Source organism: Salaquimonas pukyongi (assembly GCF_001953055.1).
In the GTDB taxonomy this organism is placed as follows: Bacteria; Pseudomonadota; Alphaproteobacteria; order Rhizobiales; family Rhizobiaceae; genus Salaquimonas; species Salaquimonas pukyongi.
On record NZ_CP019044.1, the window covers coordinates 2,764,884 to 2,788,224 of the forward strand.

At 58.2% G+C, this 23,341-nt stretch carries 28 protein-coding genes and 1 tRNA gene; 15 read left to right on the forward strand and 14 right to left on the reverse strand.

Translation table 11 applies throughout. The annotated features are described in order from the left end of the window. The first annotated feature begins 19 nt into the window (after window positions 1–19). Window positions 20–661, forward strand: coding sequence for a thiol:disulfide interchange protein TlpA (gene tlpA / locus BVL55_RS13270; RefSeq protein ID WP_075997303.1), 642 nt, complete (start codon window positions 20–22; stop codon window positions 659–661). A 405-nt stretch (window positions 662–1,066) separates the two neighbouring features. Here the strand turns inward: tlpA and BVL55_RS13280 are convergent, their stop codons facing one another. The 8 genes from BVL55_RS13280 to BVL55_RS13310 form a co-directional block, all read right to left on the reverse strand. Beyond that, window positions 1,067–1,948 carry a 3-hydroxybutyryl-CoA dehydrogenase gene (locus tag BVL55_RS13280; RefSeq protein ID WP_075997305.1) on the reverse strand — a complete coding sequence of 294 codons (882 nt, stop codon included), beginning with the start codon at window positions 1,946–1,948 and terminating at the stop codon, window positions 1,067–1,069. Between the two features lie 131 nt (window positions 1,949–2,079). Then, entirely contained in the window at window positions 2,080–3,009 is a 930-nt protein-coding gene (locus tag BVL55_RS13285; RefSeq protein ID WP_075997306.1) for an electron transfer flavoprotein subunit alpha/FixB family protein, read from the reverse strand. An 18-nt stretch (window positions 3,010–3,027) separates the two neighbouring features. After that, a complete protein-coding gene (locus BVL55_RS13290) occupies window positions 3,028–3,777 on the reverse strand; it encodes an electron transfer flavoprotein subunit beta/FixA family protein (protein WP_075997307.1) in 750 nt (249 codons plus the stop codon). A gap of 314 nt (window positions 3,778–4,091) precedes the next feature. After that, window positions 4,092–4,952, reverse strand: coding sequence for a rhomboid family intramembrane serine protease (locus BVL55_RS13295; RefSeq protein ID WP_075997308.1), 861 nt, complete (start codon window positions 4,950–4,952; stop codon window positions 4,092–4,094). 48 nt (window positions 4,953–5,000) lie between these two features. Next, window positions 5,001–5,579, reverse strand: coding sequence for a cob(I)yrinic acid a,c-diamide adenosyltransferase (locus BVL55_RS13300; protein WP_075997309.1), 579 nt, complete (start codon window positions 5,577–5,579; stop codon window positions 5,001–5,003). Between the two features lie 200 nt (window positions 5,580–5,779). Next, window positions 5,780–5,926, reverse strand: coding sequence for a hypothetical protein (locus BVL55_RS16635; protein WP_156892553.1), 147 nt, complete (start codon window positions 5,924–5,926; stop codon window positions 5,780–5,782). A gap of 8 nt (window positions 5,927–5,934) precedes the next feature. Then, the gene (locus BVL55_RS13305) at window positions 5,935–6,126 is read right to left on the reverse strand and encodes a twin transmembrane helix small protein (protein WP_075997310.1); all 192 of its coding nucleotides are present in this window, start codon (window positions 6,124–6,126) and stop codon (window positions 5,935–5,937) included. A gap of 35 nt (window positions 6,127–6,161) precedes the next feature. Continuing rightward, window positions 6,162–6,986 (reverse strand): SDR family oxidoreductase, encoded by an 825-nt coding sequence (locus BVL55_RS13310; RefSeq protein WP_075997311.1) that lies wholly within the window; start codon window positions 6,984–6,986, stop codon window positions 6,162–6,164. A 74-nt stretch (window positions 6,987–7,060) separates the two neighbouring features. On the opposite strand from BVL55_RS13310, the gene BVL55_RS13315 reads away from it, so the two are divergent. Both BVL55_RS13315 and BVL55_RS13320 read left to right on the forward strand, forming a co-directional pair. Next, window positions 7,061–7,900, forward strand: a complete 840-nt coding sequence (locus tag BVL55_RS13315) for a YihY/virulence factor BrkB family protein (protein ID WP_075997312.1) — start codon at window positions 7,061–7,063, stop codon at window positions 7,898–7,900. Window positions 7,901–7,973: 73 nt separating this feature from the next. Next, a complete protein-coding gene (locus tag BVL55_RS13320) occupies window positions 7,974–8,264 on the forward strand; it encodes a hypothetical protein (protein ID WP_075997313.1) in 291 nt (96 codons plus the stop codon). A gap of 38 nt (window positions 8,265–8,302) precedes the next feature. Here the strand turns inward: BVL55_RS13320 and gluQRS are convergent, their stop codons facing one another. Next, on the reverse strand, window positions 8,303–9,187 hold the full coding sequence (gluQRS, locus tag BVL55_RS13325; protein WP_075997314.1) for a tRNA glutamyl-Q(34) synthetase GluQRS: 885 nt from the start codon (window positions 9,185–9,187) through the stop codon (window positions 8,303–8,305). Between the two features lie 71 nt (window positions 9,188–9,258). Between gluQRS and BVL55_RS13330 the strand changes: the two genes are divergently transcribed. After that, window positions 9,259–9,900 carry a DNA-3-methyladenine glycosylase family protein gene (locus tag BVL55_RS13330; RefSeq protein ID WP_075998159.1) on the forward strand — a complete coding sequence of 214 codons (642 nt, stop codon included), beginning with the start codon at window positions 9,259–9,261 and terminating at the stop codon, window positions 9,898–9,900. A 17-nt stretch (window positions 9,901–9,917) separates the two neighbouring features. On the opposite strand, the gene BVL55_RS13335 is transcribed toward BVL55_RS13330, so the two are convergent. Next, the gene (locus BVL55_RS13335) at window positions 9,918–10,370 is read right to left on the reverse strand and encodes an Lrp/AsnC family transcriptional regulator (protein WP_075997315.1); all 453 of its coding nucleotides are present in this window, start codon (window positions 10,368–10,370) and stop codon (window positions 9,918–9,920) included. Between the two features lie 72 nt (window positions 10,371–10,442). Between BVL55_RS13335 and BVL55_RS13340 the strand changes: the two genes are divergently transcribed. Further along, window positions 10,443–11,036 carry a LysE family translocator gene (locus BVL55_RS13340; protein WP_075997316.1) on the forward strand — a complete coding sequence of 198 codons (594 nt, stop codon included), beginning with the start codon at window positions 10,443–10,445 and terminating at the stop codon, window positions 11,034–11,036. 394 nt (window positions 11,037–11,430) lie between these two features. Then, a complete protein-coding gene (locus tag BVL55_RS13345; RefSeq protein WP_075997317.1) occupies window positions 11,431–11,988 on the forward strand; it encodes an HNH endonuclease in 558 nt (185 codons plus the stop codon). On the opposite strand, the gene BVL55_RS13350 is transcribed toward BVL55_RS13345, so the two are convergent. Next, window positions 11,989–12,507, reverse strand: a complete 519-nt coding sequence (locus BVL55_RS13350) for a disulfide bond formation protein B (protein WP_244530511.1) — start codon at window positions 12,505–12,507, stop codon at window positions 11,989–11,991. A gap of 24 nt (window positions 12,508–12,531) precedes the next feature. Next, entirely contained in the window at window positions 12,532–13,155 is a 624-nt protein-coding gene (locus tag BVL55_RS13355; protein ID WP_244530512.1) for a YqaA family protein, read from the reverse strand. A gap of 228 nt (window positions 13,156–13,383) precedes the next feature. On the opposite strand from BVL55_RS13355, the gene BVL55_RS13360 reads away from it, so the two are divergent. The 9 genes from BVL55_RS13360 (at window position 13,384) to BVL55_RS13400 (ending at window position 21,964) form a co-directional block, all read left to right on the forward strand. Then, a tRNA-Leu gene (locus tag BVL55_RS13360) sits at window positions 13,384–13,468 on the forward strand. 260 nt (window positions 13,469–13,728) lie between these two features. Beyond that, window positions 13,729–15,027, forward strand: coding sequence for a GNAT family N-acetyltransferase (locus tag BVL55_RS13365; protein ID WP_156892554.1), 1,299 nt, complete (start codon window positions 13,729–13,731; stop codon window positions 15,025–15,027). Between the two features lies 1 nt (window position 15,028). Further along, window positions 15,029–15,769 (forward strand): hypothetical protein, encoded by a 741-nt coding sequence (locus BVL55_RS13370; protein ID WP_075997320.1) that lies wholly within the window; start codon window positions 15,029–15,031, stop codon window positions 15,767–15,769. Then, window positions 15,766–17,022, forward strand: a complete 1,257-nt coding sequence (locus tag BVL55_RS13375) for an ATP-binding protein (RefSeq protein WP_075997321.1) — start codon at window positions 15,766–15,768, stop codon at window positions 17,020–17,022. The genes BVL55_RS13370 and BVL55_RS13375 overlap by 4 nt, the downstream gene beginning before the upstream one ends. Next, window positions 17,019–18,206, forward strand: a complete 1,188-nt coding sequence (locus BVL55_RS13380; RefSeq protein WP_075997322.1) for a lipid II:glycine glycyltransferase FemX — start codon at window positions 17,019–17,021, stop codon at window positions 18,204–18,206. Before BVL55_RS13375 ends, BVL55_RS13380 begins: the two co-directional genes overlap by 4 nt. Further along, window positions 18,191–19,498 carry a lipopolysaccharide biosynthesis protein gene (locus BVL55_RS13385; protein ID WP_075997323.1) on the forward strand — a complete coding sequence of 436 codons (1,308 nt, stop codon included), beginning with the start codon at window positions 18,191–18,193 and terminating at the stop codon, window positions 19,496–19,498. The genes BVL55_RS13380 and BVL55_RS13385 overlap by 16 nt, the downstream gene beginning before the upstream one ends. 214 nt (window positions 19,499–19,712) lie before the next feature. Continuing rightward, entirely contained in the window at window positions 19,713–20,369 is a 657-nt protein-coding gene (locus tag BVL55_RS13390) for an ABC transporter permease (protein WP_244530513.1), read from the forward strand. Continuing rightward, window positions 20,362–21,105: an ATP-binding cassette domain-containing protein gene (locus tag BVL55_RS13395; protein ID WP_244530514.1), complete on the forward strand. Its 744-nt coding sequence runs from the start codon at window positions 20,362–20,364 to the stop codon at window positions 21,103–21,105. The genes BVL55_RS13390 and BVL55_RS13395 overlap by 8 nt, the downstream gene beginning before the upstream one ends. A 34-nt stretch (window positions 21,106–21,139) precedes the next feature. After that, the gene (locus BVL55_RS13400; RefSeq protein WP_205410802.1) at window positions 21,140–21,964 is read left to right on the forward strand and encodes an ABC transporter substrate-binding protein; all 825 of its coding nucleotides are present in this window, start codon (window positions 21,140–21,142) and stop codon (window positions 21,962–21,964) included. Between the two features lie 6 nt (window positions 21,965–21,970). Here the strand turns inward: BVL55_RS13400 and BVL55_RS13405 are convergent, their stop codons facing one another. Next, on the reverse strand, window positions 21,971–22,855 hold the full coding sequence (locus tag BVL55_RS13405) for a substrate-binding domain-containing protein (RefSeq protein WP_075997325.1): 885 nt from the start codon (window positions 22,853–22,855) through the stop codon (window positions 21,971–21,973). Window positions 22,856–22,858: 3 nt separating this feature from the next. After that, window positions 22,859–23,338 (reverse strand): DUF6505 family protein, encoded by a 480-nt coding sequence (locus BVL55_RS13410; RefSeq protein ID WP_075997326.1) that lies wholly within the window; start codon window positions 23,336–23,338, stop codon window positions 22,859–22,861. Window positions 23,339–23,341: the final 3 nt, after the last annotated feature.

The window sequence follows — 23,341 nt, forward strand, 5'->3', positions numbered from 1 at the left end:
GCTCCTGGAGAAAAGTCGCGTGAGCGATACAGAAAAAAACCGTTCAGTGCTACCCGCTAACTGGCGCCACGGTACGCTGTTTGCGATGGCAGTCTTTGTGCTGGCTGCCTGCAGCGATAATTCCACGGTGCAAACGGCGCAATGTGCCGCCTCCGCAGAACGGGTCGCTGCACTGGAGCAACACGCAGGCGGCGATGTTGCCGCCTTCGCTGTTTCAGACGAGCCGATACCCCTGCCGGTCTTCGAATTTGCCGGGCGGGGCGGCAACAAGGCTTCCACAGCCGATTTTGCCGGCAAGACCGTATTGCTCAACCTGTGGGCCACCTGGTGCGCGCCCTGCCGGGAGGAAATGCCGGCGCTCGACACCTTGCAGGCCGAGTTCGGCAGTGACGCCTTTCAGGTTCTGCCGGTTTCGATCGACCGGGGCGGGCCGGACAAACCCCTCGCCTTTTTTGAGGAGATCGGCATATCGCACCTGCCCTTCTACCAGGACGAGACCATGGGCATCTTCAATGAACTGAAAAAGAAGAGCCTCGCCTTCGGCCTGCCGGTTACGCTGCTGGTCGATGCCGACGGCTGCGTCCTCGGCAATCTCAACGGCCCTGCCGACTGGGCTGGCAGCGATGCCAGGCGCCTGATCGGCGCGGTAGTGGGGAAGTAGCTGCTGTTCCGGCAATTGACGGGGCCGGATGGAGTGCGTCGTTTGCTCCTTCGTCATCCTCGGCCCCTCCTTCGTCATCCTCGGCCCCTCCTTCGTCATCCTCGGCCCCTCCTTCGTCATCCTCGGCCTTGAGCCGAGGATCCAGTGCACAACGACCAGCGCTGGATCGCCGGCTTTCGACGGCGCTTCGTTTGTCTTTCGCCATCGGCGGCGCTTCGCTTGCCTCGGGTCAGGCCCGGCGATGACGAATGGTGATGGCTCGTCAAACGTGGATAAATCACGCAATGTGCCGCCGCCTGGTGCCGCAGCTTGGTGCACGCTGCTATTGCGGGATACCGTTCAAAAAGTGTTGGACCCGGAGCCTGCCTTGCGCACGGACGAAGAGTATGACTTTCGAAGCATAACCTAGCGCGTGGGAACCGGCGTCTCCCCGCGATAGTCGTAAAACCCGCGGCCGGATTTGCGGCCGAGCCAGCCGGCCTCGACATACTTCACCAGCAGCGGACAAGGCCGGTATTTCGAATCCGCCAGCCCGTCATGCAGCACCTGCATGATAGAAAGGCAGGTATCGAGCCCGATGAAATCGGCAAGCTCCAGAGGTCCCATGGGATGATTGGCGCCAAGCTTCATGGCGGTATCGATGCTCTGCACGTTTCCAACGCCTTCATACAGCGTGTAGATCGCCTCGTTGATCATCGGCAGCAGGACACGGTTGACCATGAAACCGGGAAAATCCTCCGCCACGGCAATGGTCTTGCCCAGCGAATCGACAAAGGCTTTCGCTGTATCGAAGGTTTCATCGCCGGTCGCAATGCCCCGCACCAGCTCAACCAGCTGCATGAGCGGCACCGGGTTCATGAAATGAATGCCGATGAACTTTTCCGGCCGGTCGGTGGCAGAGGCCAGCCGTGTGATCGAGATCGAAGAGGTGTTGGAGGCGACGATCGCCTGGGGATTGAGCTGGGCACACAGATTGGCGAAAATCTGCCGCTTGATCGCCTCGTTTTCCGTCGCTGCCTCGATAACCAGATCGCAGCTCGCCAGATCGTTGAGCGTTGGCGCCCCGTCAAGCCGCTCCTGGGCGGCCTTCATCTCCTTATCGCTGATCTTGCCGGACGCTGCCTGCCGCGCGAGATTGCCATTGATGGTGGCAATGCCCGATTCGATCTGCTCGGCACCCAGATCGTGCAAAAACACATCATAGCCAGCCAGTGCCGATACATGGGCAATGCCGGCGCCCATCTGGCCTGCTCCAATAACCCCGACGGACTTTGTCTTGCCGCTCATCGTATTCCTGTTTTCTCGCGTTCTGACCTTACTGGCCTCAATGCGATTGTCCTGCTTATGTGGGAAAAAGAAAAGGCCGGAGCAAGGTTTTTCCTGCTCCGGCCTCAAGATTCTGGCTTACGCTGCGAAGGCTACAGCGCCTTTTCCATTTCCGGCAGAACGTCGAAGAGATCGGCAACCAGGCCGTAATCGGAAACCTGGAAGATCGGCGCTTCCTCGTCCTTGTTGATGGCGACGATGACCTTGGAATCCTTCATGCCGGCGAGGTGCTGAATGGCACCGGAAATGCCGCAGGCAATGTAAAGATCGGGAGCAACAACCTTGCCGGTCTGGCCGACCTGCCAGTCGTTCGGCGCATAGCCGGCATCCACCGCCGCGCGCGACGCACCAACAGCAGCACCCAGCTTGTCTGCAACGGGAAGGATGACTTTCATGAAGTTCTCTTTCGAGCCCAGCGCCCGGCCCCCGGAGATGATGATTTTGGCAGAAGTGAGTTCCGGCCGGTCACTCTCGACAATCTTGTCGCCGATGAATTTGGAAAGACCCGGATCGCCTGCGGCCGATGCATTTTCGACGGAGGCGCTGCCACCCTCGCCTGCTGCGGCAAAGCCCGCCGTGCGGATGGTCAGAACCTTCTTGGCATCGGTCGCCTGCACAGTCTGGATCGCATTGCCGGCATAGATCGGCCGCTCAAAGGTATCTTCGGAAACGACTGTAATGACATCGGAAACCTGCATGACATCGAGCAGGGCTGCAACCCGCGGCATGATGTTCTTGCCGCTGGAGGTGGCGGCCGCCATCAGCACATCGTAGTCGCCGGCTAGAGAAACGATCAGATCGGCCACCGGCTCGGCAAGATGATTGGCATAGGCCGCATCGTCGGCCAGCAGCACCTTGGAAACTCCGGCAAGCTTGGCAGCCTCGTCGGCAACGGCCTTGCAGCCCTGACCGGCCACCAGAACATGCACATCGCCGCCTATTTCGCCGGCAGCGGTCAGCGCCTTTGCGGTCTGGTCGGAAAGGGCAGAATTGTCGTGATCTGCGAGAAGAAGAATGGTCATGGTCTCGTAGTCCCTTTCTTACAGCACACCGGCTTCGTTTTTCAGCTTGTCGAGCAGTTCATTGACATCGGCAACCTTGACGCCGGCCTTGCGGCCTTCCGGTTCAACCGTTTTGATGACTTTCAGCCGGGCAGCGGTATCAACCCCAAAGTCGCCCGGCGTCTTCTCGTCGAGCGGCTTCTTTTTCGCCTTCATGATGTTGGGCAGCGAAGCATAGCGCGGTTCGTTAAGGCGCAGATCGGTAGTGATAATCGTCGGCATCGTGACCTCGATGGTCTGCAGACCACCATCGACCTCGCGGGTGATCTCCGCCACGTCGCCCTTGATCTCCACGGTATTTGCAAAGGTGGCCTGGCTCCAACCGAGCAATGCCGCCAGCATCTGGCCGGTCTGGTTGCTGTCGTCGTCGATTGCCTGCTTGCCGAGGATGACAAGACCGGGGCCTTCCGCCTCGACAACGCCCTTGAGGATTTTGGCCACGGCCAGCGGCTCCACCAGATCGTCGGTTTTTACCAGAATGCCCCGGTCTGCACCCATTGCAAGCGCGGTACGGATGGTTTCCTGGGCCTGCTGCGGACCAACCGAAACAGCGATGATCTCTTCCGCCTTGCCAGCTTCCTTGAGCCGGATCGCTTCTTCGACGGCAATCTCGTCGAACGGGTTCATCGACATCTTCACATTGGCAAGGTCAACACCGCTGCCATCCGCCTTCACGCGGATTTTCACATTGTAATCGACCACGCGTTTGACCGGTACTATGATCTTCATTGCTTTTCCTCTGCCTTTGGCATCAACCCGCTGATTTTCGCTTCTTCCGGTAAAAACCGACCCTCAGAAACATCTCTTCGCCCGGCGGGCCGCAACTGCAAATACAGGCTTCCCCTATGGCATTCAATGCTGGACTGATAGGCTAAAACCGACTTTTCGTGTCAAATTCCTGCTGGGCGCTTTGGCACACCCGGCTCGCGTTTTCGCGGATGCAGCGCTCCCTAAACAAAATTGACGTGCACGTCAATCAGCAGAGCGGTTTCGTGAACTGGTGCTGCCCGTTTTTCCATTGCCAGGACGTTCAGTGCTCAAGGTCAGTTTTCGTCGCCACCGCCGCGGCCCCAGCGTATCGTCCCCCGTTTGCCGGTGGCGGGAACCGAGCCCGTCCTGACCGCTTTATCGGCCGCTTTTTCCGTTGTTTGACCGGAATTGCCGGTTTCCCCAGCCGACCCGATGTCTGCCGGATCAGGAAGCACGACATTGTCGACACGGTCAAACAGCAGGACACCGGAGCGCCGCATGAACAGGATCAACACCATTCCGGCAAGAAACCCGCCAATATGCGCTGCCCAGGAAACCTGGCCGCCCAGGTCGCTGAAAAACTGGAATATCTGAAACCCGATCCAGCCCAGCAGCACCACCGCAGCTGGAATGCGCAACGGAATTCGGCCAAGCGCCAGCGCCCATACGCGGATTTTGGGATGCAGCAGGAGATAGGCGCCCATAATGCCCGACGCCGCACCCGAGGCACCTATCAGCGGCACCGGGGATTGCGGGTCGACCAGCGAGTGCGTCAGCGCCGCAGCAGCAGCACAGACCAGATAGAAAATCACGAACCGAAAATGGCCGGTTGCATCCTCAACATTATCGCCGAACACCCAGATGAAAAGCATGTTGCCGGCCAGATGCATGAAATCGCCGTGAAAAAACGCATAGGTGACATAGGTCGCCAGCGGCGGAATGCGGTCAAGTTCGACCGGCAGCACCTCGAATCCGTTGGCCACCGACGGAATGAAACCATAGGCAAGAAAGCTCGCCTGCTTGACCGCGGCGTCGGAAACCATCGGCGTGCCGGTGGCAAGCCAGAACAGGACGTTCACCGCAATGACGCCAAGCGTGACATATTGCAGCCGGATGTGCTTGAGCGCGTTGGCATCATGCAGGGGGATGAACATGACCGGCTTACCTTTCGAACCTTGCCAGAAAAGCGGAAAATTCCGCCATCAGCGATTTGCGCCCGGTACCCAAAGCACGTCCGCCGCGCCGTTTTCGTTCGATGCCCGCGCAGCGACAAACAGAAAATCCGACAGGCGATTCATGTAGCAAATCACCTCACCGCCAACCTGTTCACCCTTTTCTTCGGACAATTCGACGATCATCCGCTCTGCGCGCCTGGCAACGGTGCGCGCCAGGTGCAGATAGGCCGCAGCCGGAGAGCCGCCCGGCAGGACGAAGGAACGCAATGGCTTCAATTCCTTGTTCATGCGGTCGATTTCCTCTTCAATCGCCGTCACCTGTCCCGAAGTAATTCTCAGCGGTTCATAGTCGGGCGTTTCGCCGATTTCCGGCGTCGCAAGGTCTGCTCCAAGGTCGAACAGGTCATTCTGGATGCGCATCAAAACCGCATCCAGTTCGCCATTATCCACAAGATGCAGCCGCGCCAGCCCGATACAGGCATTCGCCTCATCGACCGTACCATAGGCAGCCACTCTGAGATCGTACTTTTTCCGGCGCTCGCCACTGCCAAGTGCCGTCGTGCCGTCATCGCCGGTCTTTGTATAGATTTTGTTCAGCACGACCATTCGAAATTTCCTCCCGGCCTGTTATTGGCGGCCCCCGGGCCCGTTACTAGAGCGTGTCCTGGTTAGATGGAATCGTTTGAACGCCGGTAACCGGGTCTTCGGCAAGGCGCAAAAAGCGCAGCAGTGCAGGCACTGTCAGCCTTTTGCAACGCAGCCCAAAGGCCCGGGAACCAGGTTCAGGCGATTGCAGAAAACAAAAGCTATTCAACATGGTATTGCATCACCTGTGGTGTCTTTTGCGCGCTGGCTTCGTCGAAATCCCCGTCCGATGCCATGGCATCGCTCTGCGGTATTCTCCTTGCCAGAGGCGAAAAATCCATCCATTCAAACTGCTTCCAGCTAATCAAGACACGCTCTAGCGGCCAAAGAAATACAATGCAGCCACCATGGCAAGGACTGCGATGAACTGGGCAATCACCCGCCAGCGCATCAGCGTCTGTGAACGGTTCGGCGAACCGCCCCGCATCATGTTGATGAGACCCATCGCCAAAATGACGGCGACGATGAGGATGAGACCGAGAATGGCATAGGGAATGAGGGCGGTCATGGGCTTTCTGTCTTGCGGTAATCAGGTTTTTGCGGTCAGCCAGACTTGAGCAATAGCCTGTCGATCAGGGATTGGGGAAGCAGCCGTTTTGCCACGCCCATGAATTTCGTCGGCACCGTAACATGATAATGCGCCCTGGGGCGGGCCGATGTCAGCGCATGGCGCAGTTTTTCGTATACTGCCTCCGGCGGGAGCCGGAAGCGGTTGACACCGCCCTCCGATTGCAGCCGTTTCAACTCCTTGCGGTACACCTTGTTGTGAACCGAGTTCTCGATGTCGATATTCTCCTCAAAATGCTTCAATCCGTTGACAGTGAATTTCGATTCAATCGGACCCGGCTCGATGAGACTTACATGAATGCCGCTGCCGCGAAGTTCCAGCCGCATGGTAGAGGCCAGTCCTTCCAGCGCGAACTTCGATGCGTTGTAGGCACCGCGCCAGCGATAGGGAACAAATCCCAGTATGGACGAACAATGCACGATGCGGCCCTGGCCCGCCTTTCGCATATGCGGCAGCACCTGATTGGTCAGTTCGTGCCAGCCGAAGAAATTTGCCTCAAACTGGCGGCGAAGCACGTCGGTGGAAATATCTTCCACCGCGCCTGCCTGGCCATAGGCGCCATTGTTGAAAAGGGCCTCTATCCTGCCGCCGCCCTTTTCCAGCGCTGCCTCGACCGCAGATGAAATCGAGCCGGTTTGCGTATAGTCGAGATAGACAGCGTTCAACCCTGCTTCCCGCAGCATTTTGATATCGCCGGGCCGGCGCGCTGTAGCGATAACGTCCCATCCATCTTCCTGCAGCCGAATGGCGCAGTGCTTTCCAATGCCGGAGGAACAGCCGGTAATCAGAATGACAGCCATGTCACACCGGCACTATTGAGCGCGGCCCAAGTGCCGCTATTGTCGAAACCGCATTCACCAGTCATATCTCACCCATGTACAAGGAATTGCTTCACTGGTGGCATGTCCTAAGGGACGCTTATGACAAGTTCAATCGGGACGACGGCTGGGCAATCGCAAGCCATGTGGCCCTGTCCAGCCTCTTCGCGCTGTTTCCGTTTCTGATCTTTGCCACCTCCATCGCTGCCTTTTTCGAGCTTGGCGGTTTTACTGAAAACGTCATCCACCTCATCTTCGACTACTGGCCACCGGCCGCCCGCGAAGCGATTGCCGGAGAAATCAGAACAATCCTGACGGTCCCCAGAACAGACATCATCACGATCGGTGGCCTGTTGACACTCTATTTTGCCTCCAATGGCGTTGAGGCTCTCAGAGTGGCGCTGAACCGCTCCTATCGTGAAAAGGACGAGCGCCCTTTCTGGTATCTGCGGCTCCAGAGTTTTGGTTTTGTGTTTCTCTCGATTGTCGTGCTGATGGTCATCACGCTGTTTTTTGTTCTGCTCCCCCTCGGCTGGCAGATCATGGCCCGGTATATTCCCGAATTGATCCCCTGGCGGGAAGCCGTTTTGATCTGGCGGGTGGCCTTGGCCCTTGCCGTGCTGTTTTTGGCACTGCTGGTCAGCCACCTTGTTTTGCCCGCAGGCCATCGCAGCATTTCTTCCGTGCTGCCCGGCATCTTCTTCACCCTCATCTGCTGGCTGGCAGGTTCGCTCGCTTTCGGCATGTATCTTGAGCAGTTTGCCGATTACGTTTCCACCTATGCGGGGCTTGCCGGTGCCATGGTCGGGTTGATTTTCCTCTACATGCTGGGTCTTATTTTCATCTTTGGCGGAGAGATAAATGCCGCCAGCCTACGGCGAAAACGGCCTGGTTAAAGCTTTAGTATTGTCATTTACCTGACAACAACCCGTTCGGTTTACACTTGACGGAAAGCAACAGGAGTACATCATGCTTTGGGAACTTTCCTTCGAGCAGTGGATGATGTCCTTTGCATTCATCTGCTGCTGCTGCTTCATCGGCGGTTGGGTTGCCGACCGCATTGTGGGCTATGCCGGCTTTTCCGTCCTGGGAAACTGGCTGCTCATGCTGGCTGGCACTTATATCGGCCTGCTTGCCTACAACCTGATGGGCCACAGTTTTTCATGGGATTCACAATTGACCCTGGCGATGGCGTTTGGTTCGGCCTTCGCCATGCTGTTCATCATGTTGTCGGTAAAGGCGGTCTTCCGGTTCCGCTAAACTGGAGTTGCGGTCCTGAGAGCACATCCGCACTGCACTCAAAATCCCACCATTTTGGCAATGTCGCCTGGCGCTGCTCCGGCAGTCCGCAGCTCTGCAATGCTGGTATCAGCACGGCTTTTGGAGAGTTTGCGCCCGTCGCTATCGAGAATGAGATCGTGATGGCAATAAACGGGTACCGGCAGCCCCAGCAATTCCTGGAGCAACCGGTGTGCTGAAGTGGCGTGAAACAGATCCCGCCCGCGCACAACATGGGTAATTCCCTGAATGGCATCGTCCACCACACAGGCCAGATGATAGGCTGCCGACCGGTCTTTGCCGGTCAGCATGAAATCGCCCCATGCCGCGGGATCGGCGACAGTTTCCCCATGCTCACCCTCCGGCCCGTTGCCTTCCTCCTGCCAGCAAAGCTGCTTCGGCGGCAAATCACACATTGCCAGCGCCTTTTTCATGTCCAGCCGAATGGCAAACGGGTCTCCCGCTTCGATCCTGACGTCACGCTCCGCCTCACCGAGCAATCGTTCTTCCCCGGGATAATGCGGCACACCGTCAGGATCACACGGCCAGGACCGGCCAGCGGCTGCCTTTTCCTCAACAAGCCGCCGCGCCTCGCCCCGGCTCAGGAAAGCCGGATAGGCAAGCCCCAGGGCTTGCAGCCGTTCAACAGCCTCCACATAGTCTTCACCATGCTCACTCTGGCGGCGCGGCTCGCCCTCCCAGGTCACGCCGAGCCAGCGCAGATCATCCAGCATCCGAGCTTCCAGCAAAGGTGAACACCGAACCGTGTCGGTATTCTCAACGCGCAGCAGCAGCCTGCCGCCCGTCTCCCGGGCCAGCTTCTGGTTAAGCAGGGCCGAATAGGCGTGGCCCAGATGCAGCCTGCCATTGGGAGACGGTGCAAATCGGAATACGGCTTGCGTCATGGAGCTACTTCTCTCACACTCCAAGCCTGCATTGAAGCGAATTGCCTCAAGGCGGAACGGATTTGAAGGCCATGAAACGCATTGCCAGCAAACGTGACATTTCAACAGGTGTGAAACACCTGCGCAATTCCTGCTCTCACCTGCGCGCCATGCTGGAGGAATGCCCGCCCATTCCGTTGCGCCTGTCGCCACCGGGGTTTGAGGGGCTGTGCTCCATCATTGTCTCGCAACAGGTGTCCAAGGCAAGCGCCGATGCGATCTTCGGGCGGCTGAAGACCGTTACTGGCCCGCTGGAGCCGGAGCGCTTTCTGCAAGCAGGCGAAGATGGCTGGAAGACAGCCGGCCTTTCCCGGCCCAAGCAACGCACACTGGTTGAGATCAGCAATGCGGTGCTGGAAAACCGCCTTGATCTCGAAGGACTGTGTGCCCTGCCGCCCGGCCAGGCCATTGACGAACTGGTCGCCATCAAGGGGATCGGCCCCTGGACGGCGGAAGTCTATCTGATGTTCTGCGCCGGACACCGCGACGTTTTCCCCGCCGGCGATCTTGCCCTTCAGGAGGCCATGCGAATGGGTTTCGGCATGGAAGAGCGCCCCGACGAAAAAACCTGCCGGGCCGAAGCCGAAGCCTGGGCACCTTGGCGGTCCGTCGCCGCGCGCATCCTTTGGGCCTATTATGCCGTCAAGAAGCGCGATGCCATGCCGGTTGTCTGATACAACAATCCAACAGGTCAGCCACGCTCATCCTTCGGGCTTCCCATCACGATATAGCTGGTGATTGAATTGACCTGCGGCAGGGTGCCGAGCACGTTGGTGTGGAAATTCTTGTAGGCAACAAGATCAGCCGTCTCCACCCGCAGCAGATATTCGACGACACCGGTGATGTTGTGACATTCCCGGACCTGCGGGGCGGTTTCCATTGCACGCTCGAAAGCCTCCTGTGCGGCCTTGGTGTGCAGGGAAAGGCCGACCGTTATATAAGCGGTGAAGCCCTGGCCCAGCTTCGCCGGATCAAGCACGGCACGATAGCCGGAGATCACCCCGCTGCGCTCAAGCTCCGCAACCCGCCGCGATGTCGCCGAGGGCGACAGGCCAACGCGCTCGGCAAGTTCGAGGTTGGATAGCCGGCCGTTGCGCTGCAATTCGCGCAATATTCTTTGGTCTATGTCATCAACTTTCGGCATTTGTTGCAAAATTACTCGGTCATCGCCCAATCTTGCAACACTTCATCGCATAAATCGTCATAGTATCACCTCATGACGCTTACGCTGCTCACCGCGCTGCTTGCCTTCGCCTTCGTCTCATCGATCACACCGGGACCGAACAATGTGATGCTGCTGGCATCGGGCGCCAATTTTGGCGTCCGCCGCAGCCTGCCGCACATGTTCGGCGTTTCGATCGGCCATTCCTTCATGGTTTTCATGGTCGGGCTTGGGCTCGCAGGGCTTTTTGTCACCTTCCCGAAACTGCAGATGGCGCTTGGCGTTGTCGCTGGCGCCTACATGGTGTGGCTTGCCTGGAAAATCGCCAATGCAGCACCTCCCGGCGCGGGCGAAAAACGGGGCAATCCCCTGACTTTTCTGCAGGCTGCCGCCTTTCAGTGGGTCAACCCGAAGGCGTGGATCATGGCGGTTGCAGCGCAAACGGCTTATGCCCCGGAGGCATCTGTGTGGGGAGCACTGTTCGTCGCCATCGGCTTTATGTCGGTCAATTTTCCGGCGATCACGGCCTGGACCTGGCTCGGACAGGAAATGCGCCGCTTTCTGACAAGCCGGCGCCGGCTACAGGTTTTCAACTGGACCATGGCGGTTCTGCTGATTGCTTCGATCCTGCCGATCCTGTTGCGTTAGGCTGTATCGACATTCAGGTTTCGCACGCGGCGCGAGACGGATTTCGTCTCTGGCAAGGCTAAAAATCCGCCGTGGTGTCGCCCCACCACAAGGGGTTTTCAACGATGCCAGGGGCAAAATCCGCCGCGTTCTGCAAGAATTAGGGGTAAAATCGCCCACTTCGGCGTCGCGGAACCTCGAAAGGATAGCGACCTGTCATCGGTCCCGCTCTTGGAATTGAACGATTTTCCCCCATACCGCGCTCCAAATCCTGAATGTCGATACAGCCTAGGGCTTCTTGCCTCAATTCCAGACCGCCAAAGCGGGCCCCAACTTTCTCAAAAAGCTTCACAATCCTGTTTTATAGGATATTCATAAGATCACCGACGAAACGAATCGCTTGAAGGAGAATTCCTTGACGGTTGCGGTTTCGCCGGATGCACATCCGGCGCTGGTACTGAATGCGGATTACCGCCCGCTCAGTTATTATCCCCTGTCGCTGTGGTCTTGGCAGGATGCAATCAAGGCCGTGTTTCTCGACCGGGTGAACATCGTTGCCGAATACGAGGCGGCGGTGCACAGTCCCTCTTTCGCAATGCGGCTGCCCAGCGTTGTAAGCCTCAAATCCTACATCAGGCCAAACCGCCATCCGGCGTTTACCCGCTTCAACGTCTTTCTGCGCGACAGGTTCGAGTGCCAGTATTGCGGCTCGCCGTCCGAACTGACCTTCGATCATGTCATCCCGCGTTCCAGGGGCGGGCGCACCGAATGGGAAAACGTTTGCGCGGCCTGTTCACCCTGTAATCTGCGCAAGGGCAACAAGATGCCCAAACAGGCCGGCATGTGGCCGCTCCAGAAGCCTTTCATGCCAACAGTGGAGGACCTGCACCGCAATGGCCGCAAGTTCCCGCCAAACTATCTGCACGAAAGCTGGATGGATTTTCTCTACTGGGACAGCGAACTGGAGCCGTGATCAGGCTTTACCGGAACTGCGCTCCGCATTGCCAAAGGCACCTTTGAAGGCGATTACCGCGAGCACAAGCGAAACGATAACGTTCCAGCCCGCAAAGGAAAGGCCGAGAAACCGGCCTGCCGCTTCATCGCAGGACGGCGGTTTCACTGTTCCAAGACTATCGAGCAGATTGCCAGCATCGCTGACGGTTCCCCCGCCACCGCAGTCGCCGGTCCCTTCCCACCAGCCCCATTCAATGCCCGCATGCTGAACGCCAAGCAGCATGGCATAGACCATCAAAATCCCTGCAATGGCGAGCAAACCCCGAATCACACAGGCAGGCCATTTGAAAAAGCCCGCCACCAGCGCCAGTACCGCCACAGGAATGGCGGCATAGTAAGGTTCACGCTGACCCAGGCACAGCTTGCACGGCGTGTAGCCGCCAATATGCTCAAAACCCAGTACGGTCAGGATAACGGCGACCATGCCCAGCAGAACGAGCAAGGCAACCATCTGCTGGTTGAGACCTGTTTCTTTCATCAGCATCTGAGCAGCGCAGCTCCGTCAGAAAACATAGCGCACGGCAACAAAACCGCCGACAAGCAATACGAGGGCGATGGTGAACATCAGCCCTAGGCGCTTTTCGATAAAGTCGCGGATCGGTTCGCCGATTTTGTAGAGCAGCCAGGAAACCAGGAAAAATCGCAGCCCCCGGCCAATGATACTGACCACCGTAAAGGTGGCAAGATCAAGGCCGGTAGCGCCCGAGAAGATCGTCAGCACCTTGTAGGGAAACGGTGTAACGGCGGCAAAGAGCACGCCCCAGCCGCCCCAGGTATTGTACCACTCGCGCACCGCCTGAAACGAATCCTCCTTGCCGTAAAAGGCAAGGATCGGTTTGCCGACGCTTTCAAACAGCTGGGCACCGATCCAGTAACCCAGAAAGGCCCCCAAAATCGACGCCAGCGTGCAAAGGCCTGCATAAAACAGCCAGCGATGGCGCCTTGCCAGCACCATGGGAATGAGCATCACATCCGGCGGAATTGGGAAGAACGAACTTTCAGCAAACGAAACACCGAACAGCGCCCAGCTTGCCCGCCGGTGGGCGGCAAGCGCCAGCACCCAATCGTAAAGGGCACGGATCCAGCGGTTGATCGTCGTCAGCACCGAGAACTCCCCGAGTTTCACATCATGAACTGCTTCGGCAGGATGGCAGCCCGAATCGGCCCGTCCATCGGCTGATCTGGGCCTCCCATATGGCAAGCTTGCTGCCACATCAAGGCGCAAGCAGGTGCTGTGCCTGCGCAGGCTGTTTACCAGCCTTCGGATTTGGTGACGCTCTCGTGTTTGTGGTTGACCGGCAAAGGGGCTTGACGGTAGATGCACACGCCCGTCCGGGATTGCCGTTTGTGCTATGCCCCCCTGGCGGAATTGGTAGACGCGCCGGATTCAAAATCCGGTTCCTTCGGGAGTGCCGGTTCGATTCCGGCGGGGGGCACCATCTCAGACCGCCAAGATCGCAAAACAAGCACTTCCGTTGCAGGAAAGTGAACTTGCGCGCAATCCGTTAACCCAGTTCTCATCTTTACCCTGCTCTTTTACCCTTGCTCCGGCAGTAGCTGTTATCTTCCGCCTCCAACATGCGGCCAGCAAACCCGGGCGGAATTTCCGGGAAATTGAACCGCACCTTGTACGTCGTGGGGGTGTGCGTTGATCAGATTCGCCAAAGAGAAGCATTCTGTCTTTCGTCAGGGCACGAAAGTGCCTGGACGCCTCCATCTTGGCGCCTATGATGCCTGCGAATTCTACGTCTACCACCATCTGGACGAGATTGCCGGTCTTTGGTCCCAGCTTGAACGCAGCGGCACTTATTCACCGTTTCAATCGCTGGCCTGGGCGAAGGCATTGGTTGATGCCGGAACGCAACATGCCGGCGAGCGGCAGCAGAGTGTTTTCGTGGTGGGATTTGTCGGTGCCAAGCCGGTCGTGATCCTGCCTTTCACCCTTCAACCCGGAATACTGGGAATGCGCCTCGCCTGGCTTGGCGAAAAAATGTCCGATTACAATGGCATGATTGTCGACCGCAGCTATGCCGCCATCATGCCGCGCGGCCTGATTTGCCGGGTTGTCACAATGTTGCGCGTTGCCTTCCCGGTCATTCAGGCAGTCCATCTCATTCGCAATCCGGTCGGCAGCTTCGATATGGAGCAAACCAGGGAGCCGGGGGCGACGGTTACCACTGCCGAATTCAAGTCTCATGCCGTAACGCTCGAAAAAGACTGGGAAAAACTCTATGCCGGTTTACGATCGGGCAAATCGCGGCAACGGCTTCGCAGCAAATTGCGCTCGCTTGCAAAGCAGGGGGAAGTCCGGTTCCGCCAGGTTCGCGACCACTCCGAACGTGCTGCGATCACCCGCAGAATACTGGACTGGAAAGCAGGTCAGCTCTCGGCAAACGGTTATCGCAACCCGTTTGGCAGCGCGGATTCGCCGAGCAGCGTTCGCAAAGCCATTGAAGGAACGATTGCCAATCCTGAAGGCAGCGGCCTGAGGGTTTTCGCCATGTTCCTGGACGGCAAGCCGGTGGCCGGAATGCTTGCATTCATTACCCGCGACACCTTCTACTATTTCGTTTCCGCCTACGCGCCCGAACTCAACGGAAAATACTCGATTGGCGTTCAACTTCTGGTCAAAACCCTTGAACTGGCTGCCCGCAGCCAACTGAAGCGCTACGATTTTCTGATTGGCGATGAACCCTACAAAACCGACTGGTGCGATACGGAAATCCCGCTCGTAAATTATTCGCGGCCCTTCTCCCTTCGGGGAAGACTGATCTGTGCCGGGCTGGCGATACGCCTGGCCGGCAAGAAACTGATCCTAAGCAAGGTTTGGCTCAACAACTTTGCCCGCTGGATGCTGAAAGCCCGCCAAAAACCGGACAAAGGCGTTCAAATCCGGGCTGACAGTCTGGTGTTGGGCCTGTTTGGTCCAAACCAATCCAATCACACCCCCCAGATCACGACAGCCAAATACTGGCCAAAAACACCGGAGGACGCCTGACATGTCCATTCTGCCCGCAGATCCGCTTGGCGAACAGCGGCCGTCACTGACGCTGTTGCTGCGTCTGTCTCCCTATTTCCGGCCGCTCGTGCGCCGCGCCTCAACAGTCGACTGGCTGGTCAGGGCGGCAACCTTCTTTCTTCCGGTTGTGTTCCTGGCGGCGGTGATCCTCCAGCCCTGGGTGGAGCCCAAGTGGATGTTTCTCGATCCGCTGACTGCCGCCCAGCTTTCAGGTGACTGCTGCCATACCCACTACGGATTTGTTTCCATGCTCGGTGTGATGTTGTGGGCAATGACGGCGGCAACAGGATTATTTGCTGCTGTTCATCTGCTGGCCACCGGCTTTGGCGGCGCCGTTTTCCGGTTTGCTCTTACTGCGGGCCTGTTCAATGGCTGGATGGCGCTGGACGATGCGTTCCTGGTGCATGAAACCGTGATGCCTTCCCTTGGCGTTCCGCAAAACGCGGTACTCATGGCGTATGCCGGTCTTGCCGCAGCCTATTTCGTCTCCAACCGGAAAGTCATGCTTGCCGGCGATGTCTGGCTTTTGATCATGGGTGGTACGGCCCTTGCAACGAGCGTCGCCGTCGATACGCTTTTCCACAGCTTGGATCCAAGGCTGGTCCTGCTTGAGGACAGTGCCAAGTTTTTCGGGATTTTCTGCTGGACCGCCTTCCACATCAGCACGCTGGCCAAGATCACCATTGCAGGAAGCCGGAGCGGGGAGCCTGACGCCCGATGAACAAACCTGCCGAAAACAGGCCCGTTGTCCTGCTGCTGGGAAATTACCGGCCAGCGCTTACCCTGGCCCGTACGCTGAAAAAGAGCGGTTACAAGGTTGTGGTCGGTTCGCATGGCTGCGAAAGAGCCTGCCAGCATTCCAGTGCGGTTTCCCAAATCTGGGAGCACAGCCCGCTCACCCTGAACGTTGAGCGGTTCGCTTCCGAATTGCGCAGTTTTTGCAATGCAACGCCAAAGCTCACCGCAATCTTTCCGGTCGCCGAGGAGTATGTACGCCTCTTTGCCGAGCACAAGAGTGCATTCAAAGGTCTGCCGCCTGTCGCCACCATGGCCCGTGAACTGGTCCGTAAATGCCTCGACAAGCCCTTCATGATGCAACTGGCGGAAGAAAATGGCGTGCCCACGGCCCCATTTGCCACGAGCGCCAACGCCGATGAACTTGGACAGGCCGTGCAGCACACGGGTTTTCCCGTAATCATTCGTCCGGCAGATTCCACCCGGCGCCTCTCCGGCAAAAAAGCCGTAACGGTTGAAACCCCCGAAGCGCTGTCGAAAGCCACCGCCGAATTCAAACTGGATACCCGCGATCTGCTACTCCAGAAGAAGTTCGCCGGAAAGCGGCACAACATCTATTTCGCGGCTGACAAAGGAAAGGTGCTTCGCTGCCTGCATGCCGTCATCGACCGCACCGACAATCCGGACGGAACCGGTCTGGCGGTCGAAGGGCATACCCTTCCCGCTGAGGGTCCTTTGGTGAACCAGACGGCCCGTCTTCTCGCAGCGCTCGGCTATACGGGGATTGGCTGCGCCCAGTTTCTCGTTGATGAACAGACCGGCGCTACCTCCTTCCTGGAGATCAATCCACGCATTGCCGGCAACCATGCCTTGCCGGAATATGCCGGCCTTTGTCTTGGTGCCTTCATGCTTGATCTGGCGCTTGGCAACCGGCTTGATCACAAGCCCGTTCTTGGCCGCGCGGGCATCCGCTATTGCTGGCTGACCGGTGATCTTGCCGGTGCCAAGGGCGCCTATCTTCGCGGGCAAATCGGAGCTTCTTCAGCGCTGGCATGGTGCTTACGCGCCGTTGTCTGCGCACTCAGGTCCCATGTGCACATGGTCTATGAAAAGAACGATCCGAAACCCGCCCTTAACACCTTGTGGGATATGGTTCCGCGCATTGCCAGATGGCGGCGGCCAGCCCTCCAGAACCAGCAAAGCACCATCTACGGCGACAACACCGGAGCAGGAAAATGAACACCGAAACCATGCGCATCGGAAAACGCCTGGAAACGCCGGGCAATACCGGCATGTTTGTACCTGCCCGCCCCGCTGCAGCACGCTCTGCGGGCGTTGCCGGTGATGTCGAACTCAAAATCGTGCCGTCCGCCGAATGGGACACGGTAGCAGCCGGTTTTGCCGACGTCATTCCCGAACAGACCGGCATGTTCAACGTCGGCCACTGGGGCGGGGAAAAGATCGAATGCCTGCTGTTTTTCCGCCGGGACCAGCTTATTGGCGGCGGCGCGATCATTGTGCGCGGCGTGCCCTTTACGTCGACTGGCGTCGCAGTTGTCAAATGGGGCCCGCTCTGGCGCAGGGCCGAGGACACCCAGGATAACAGCCATGACATCGCCACCTACAAATCCGTCATTGCAGAGCTGATTTCCGAATATTGTAGCCGCCGCGGGTTCCATCTGACTATCATGCCCCCATCTGTACCCGAACATGACGAGCGCATGAGCCATGCGCTTGCAGAAATGGGCTTTAAAGAGGGCAGCAATCTTGCAGCACCCGAGCGCTATATCGTCAACACCCATCAGGACACTGAAACCCTTATGGCGAGTTTCGACCAGAAATGGCGTTACAATCTGCGCAAGGCCCGCAAAAACGATTTTGAAATCGGCTTTGCCGACGGCGAGGATGGCCTGACTGCCTTTATGGATCTTTATGAGAAGATGATGTCCCGCAAGGGATTTCTGGATTCCTCGGCAATCGGTTCACTGGAAGATTTCGTCCGCAACAGTCCGGCAGCCACCCGGCCTTCCATAGTCCTGGTTTCCCATCAGGGAAGCATTACGGCAGGCGGCGTCTTCTTCACCGCCGGTGAAATGGCAAGCTACATGTTCGGTGCTACCGACGACCGCGCGCTGCGGCTGAAGGCAGGCTACGCCTTGCATTGGTGGATCTGCGAGCACCTTTGCAGCCAGGACCATGTGAAATGGTACGATCTTGGCGGCAACGATCTTGACGCCGGACTGCACCAGTTCAAAAAGGGCATGGTAGGCAAATCGGGTCACATTCTGCAGGCTCCCCCGCGCTTTCACTATGCCAGCAAGCCGGCGGCGAAAATACTCGGCGACTCCATCTTCAAACTTCGGGATGCAAAGGCTGCCGCCAGCCGCACACAGCACAAGCTGAAACAATGGCTGCGGAAGTAGAACGAAAGACCTTCGCAGCCTATCTGGGCCGCTTTTCGGTTCTGCTGGCAGGCCGTGTGCTCGGCGCGCTGGCTCTGTTTGCCGTCAACCTTCTTATCGTCCGGTATCTGGGCACAGAAGCGCTCGCCGGCTATGCCGTCTTTACCTCCATGGTAAGCGTGCTGGCGATCTGCCTTTTTCTTGGTTTCAATTCCGTCGCATCCATATTCGCCTCCCGGTATCAGGCAACCGGCAATCCCGATCTGCTGAAGGGCTTTGCGGTCAGTGCAATCCGCAACGGCCTGCTTGCTTCCCTGGTTTTGACGCTTGGGCTTTTTGCTGTCTGGGCCTTTGCAGCGGATCTCGTAACCAACCAAACCCTCGCCCATTCCGGCATCGTACTTCTGACCGCCGCCGGCGCCGCCGCCCTGGGTCTCAACGGCGCCATACAGGTAGGCTTAAAACGCCCCGCTACCGGTCTGCTTCCAGATACACTGGTCCGGCCGGTCATCATGCTGGCGGGAACCGCAGCACTTCTGTTCGGCCAGTTGGCCGGCGACGTTTCCGCTATCTACGGCATGGCCTGCATCGCCGTATGGCTGGCACTTCTGTCGGTATTCGTCATCGATGCTGATTTCCTGCGCGGCTATCAAAAGGTCGCCACCCGCACGGAAACCGCAAGATGGCACCGAGCCGCCCTGCCCTGGATGGGCACGTCCCTGCTTTGGGATTACATGATTGATCTGGTTCTTCTGATTACCAGCCTGTTTGCCGGCGCAGTGGAACTGGCGATGCTGCATGTCGCATTCCGCTACCGCGTGCTTGCGGGCTTCGGCATGCGCACCATCCATACCCTGTTCATGCCGGAAATCACCGAAAACAGCGCCAACAACAACAAAACCATGATGCGCCGCAAAATCCGCCAGGCCAACTTTGCCTCGCTCGGCTACAGCCTGCTTGTGCTGATCGGCTTTGTTGTTCTCGGCAGATGGTTGTTCGATCTCTTTTCGCTGGATGCAGGCGAGGGCCTGCCGATCCTGCTGGTCATCTCGCTCACCATGGTCATTCGCGCCACATTCGGCCCGGCGCCGCTCATTCTCGCTGTCCACAATTCCCATCTCGCGACGCTCGCGGTGAGTTTTTGCGGCTTCCTCTTCGCTGCCTTGTGGCTTTGGATATTCTATCCCGCCCATGGCATCATGGCGGCGGCAATCGGCTATAGCGCCGCCAATTTCTGCGTATCAGCCTGCCTTTGGATTTACGCCCGCAAGAAGACCGGAATAGACAGTTCGATCTTCGCCTCTGCAAAATAGAGGCTGGCAACCGTTTGCGTTTCATGCAGACGGCGTCTCGCCAACACAATCACCATCGCTATCTTTCAAAACCACGCAGAATGGCCACTTCGTGCTTGCAAGCCCCCTCGGCTTCATGTCACTAATTGCATAATTTCCGAAAAATGAACGCACTTGGGAAATTATGCAGGATTTTGCATCAGAAATCAGAGACGCATTGGCGCAGATCCTTACGATGGACTCCGGGTTCATCGAAATCATCGGCCTTTCCCTGCGTGTCAGCCTTTCGGCCACGGCCCTGTCCTGCGTGTTCGGCCTTGCCCTTGGCGCCTTTCTGGCTGTTTCGGAGTTTCGCGGCCGCCAGGGATGCATCATCCTGATTAATGCCCTGATGGGCCTGCCACCGGTCGTCGTCGGCCTGTTCGTCTATCTAAACCTGTCTCGTGCCGGACCGTTCGGCTGGCTTGGCCTGCTCTACACGCCCACGGCAATGATCATCGCCCAGACCATTCTCATCACACCCATCGTTGCCGCCCTTTCCCGTCAGGTGCTGGAGGATTTGCATGAGGAATACCGCGATCACTTCGCCTCCCTCGGTCTTGGCATGCCGGCACAAACCCGCGCAGTGCTTTGGGACGGGCGCTATTCCCTGATTACCGTGGCACTGGCCGCCTTCGGGCGCTCGGTGGCAGAGGTGGGCGCCGTGATCATCGTAGGCGGCAATATCGAACATCTGACCCGCGTCATGACCACGGCGATCGCGCTTGAAACTTCCAAGGGCAATCTGTCACTGGCCATAGCACTCGGCATCGTGCTGCTGGTGATCGCATTGGCGGTAAACGCCATGGTGGCAAGCCTCAGGCTGTCTGCCTCAAGGCTCGGCTATGCTTGAGCGGGTCGGTATGGTGGGAGATGCGGCAAACACCCGAAAGCACGCGCTTTCCTGCAAGGGGCTGGTTTACCGGGCAGGTGAGCGCAGGTTGATTGACGCAATCGATCTTGAATTTCTTCCCGGCGGCATTACCACCATTGCCGGCTATAACGGCGCCGGGAAAAGCCTCCTTCTGCGCCTGCTGCACGGATTGCTGGAACCCTCCGGCGGAAACGTGTTGTGGGATGGCATTCCGCTGTCCGCCGAAACGCGCCGCCGCCAGGCAATGGTGTTCCAAAAGCCCGTTGTTTTGCGCCGCACGGTATTCGACAATCTTCGATTTGCGCTGGCAAGCCGGGGCATTCACAGCAAGAACCAGGCAATGGAAGCGCTGGCGCGTGTCGGGCTTTCCGGCCTGGAACAGCGCCCTGCCCGTCTGCTGTCGGGTGGTGAAAAGCAACGCCTTGCGCTCTGCCAGGCAATTGCCTGTCAGCCGGATGTGCTGCTTCTGGACGAGGCAACGGCCAGTCTCGATCCCGCATCCGTCGCCACCATCGAGCAGACCGTTCTGGCTGCCAGTGCCGAGGGCACCAAGATTATCATGGTCACCCACGATGTCGGCCAGGCCCGCCGCCTTTCCGATGAGATCGTCTTTCTTCATCACGGCCGTGTGCTTGAACAGGCACCGGCCGCTGCCTTTTTTGCAAACCCGAAAACCCGCCCGGCAGCTGCCTATCTGGAAGGCCGCCTGCCATGAAACCGGTGCCATTTGCCGCACACCACAGGAGAACATGATGCGCAATATCCATAAACTTGTCCTGGCCACCGCCTTTTCCCTGACCCTGTCCGGTGCTGCCTCAGCCCAGGAAAAATCGATCCTGGTACAGTCGACCACCTCGACAGCCAACTCCGGTCTCTATGACCATCTGCTTCCCCTGTTTACCGGCAAATCGAACATCACGGTCCATGTGGTTGCTGTCGGCACCGGGCAGGCGATCAAAAATGCCCGCAACTGCGATGCAGATGTGCTGCTCGTCCACGCCAGGGCAGCCGAAGAGAAGTTCGTTGAGGACGGTTACGGGGTTCAGCGTTTCGACCTGATGTACAATGATTTCGTCATCGTCGGCCCCGCGGCAGACCCAGCTGGCCTAAAGGGAATGAAAGATGTCACCGCGGCGCTGAACCGGATTGCCGAAGCCGAATCCCCCTTTGCCTCGCGCGGCGATGATTCCGGCACCCACAAAAAGGAAGTCTCACTGTGGAAGGCTGCCGGCTTGGAACCGGCCGGCGAATGGTACCGTTCCACCGGTTCCGGCATGGGGGCAACGCTGAACACCGGTATCGGCATGGGAGCCTATGTCATGACCGATCGCGCCACCTGGATCAGCTTTGGCAACAAGGGCGAACATGAAATCCTCGTTGAGGGCGACAAGGCAATGTTCAACCCCTATGGCGTCATGCTGGTCAATCCGGAAAAATGCCCTGAGGTAAAACAGGCAGAAGGCCAGGCATTCATCGACTGGCTGCTGTCACCGGAGGGCCAGGATGCAATCCGTGCCTATCGTGTGGACGGGCAGCAGCTCTTCTTTCCCAGTGCAGATTCTGCGGCAGGTTAATGCTTTTCACGCCCCGTTGAAATGGACACTGCCAAAGCCTGAAACATCATAACCGCCCAGCTCATCCGCCTTATCGCGAAAAGACGCTGATCTGCAGAATGCCAGCAACGTTTGAAACGGTGCTTCGAACCAGGCGCGCCGATCAACCAGCAGGTCGAACCGTTCCTCGCCCAGCGGCACAAAAGGCAATTGGAAACTGCTGGCAAGGCTTGCCAGTGCAAACCCCGCATCGGCCCTGCCCGCCGCAACGGATTGCACCACATCCTGCTCGCTCAGGACTTCGCGGCAGAACGCCACATCGGACGAGGCTAGGCCAGCTTCGGCAAGCAGTTGCTCAAAAAACATCTGCGAGCCCGCTTTCGCCTGACGCGCAACAAGCCGCAATCCCCTGATCTGCGCGAGCGTCTCCGGCACCGGCGAAAGATCGCGGCGCAGCACCAGTCCCCGCTGGCGTTTGGCCCACTCGACCAGAACCACCGGGCTGGCAGCAAAACGGGCCCCGGCTTCGCCTGTATTCCATTCGCCTTTTTTCCCACCGGGAAGGTGAATACCGGCAGCAATGCCGCCACCATCGGCAAAGCGTTCGATCCCGTCGCGGCTGCTGTCGAACAGCATGGCAAGCCCGCAGCGCGATTCCCGGATCGCCCACTCAAGCAGGGGATCGTGACTGCCCAGGAATACGTCCGGCCGAATGGTAGTTGAGGCTTGCAAAGGCACAGCAGGCATTTCGGAATTGCTGGCAAGCCATGCCTCGATCTTGTCACGCGGGAAAAGCAGTTTTCCGATGGCCCGCGTGCAGGGAAGTGAGCCGGTTGAGGCAAGATCGTAAACCTTGCGCTCCTTGATGCGCAGCAGGTCGGCAACCTCCTTGGTGGTCAGGAATTCCGTCATGGCCTATTCATCAAGTGAGCCGTGAACAGCGACCTGTTCGAGTTCGGCTGCCTGTGGCTCAATGGCACGAAAGCTCTCGCGGACCCCCTCGTCAGCAAGTTCGCGCTGTACCGTCAGCAGCGTGTTGACGGGATGTTCTTCGCAAAGCTCTGCCATGAAGTTCAACTCTTCCAGTGCCGCCGGTTTTGCCGTTTCGGTATCCGGCGCGCCATAAACATCCACGAAATGCTGGGCCAGCCTTTCTGCCAGCACATCGAGTTCGCCCGCCTCAACCGGGGTCACGGCAACAAAGGTCACTCTGCCAAAGGTCTCCAGCCCCAGCCAGCCATTGGAAAACGCCTGCCGGGCCTTGCCAACGAGATCGGCCTGCATCCAATCAGAAAACTCGAACCCGCCGGCAATACACCATTCCCCGGTTTGTGCCGGTGAGTAGAAAACATTCCGGTCGCTTTCATCGAGATGGATGGCACGGGCGAGCTTCATCGC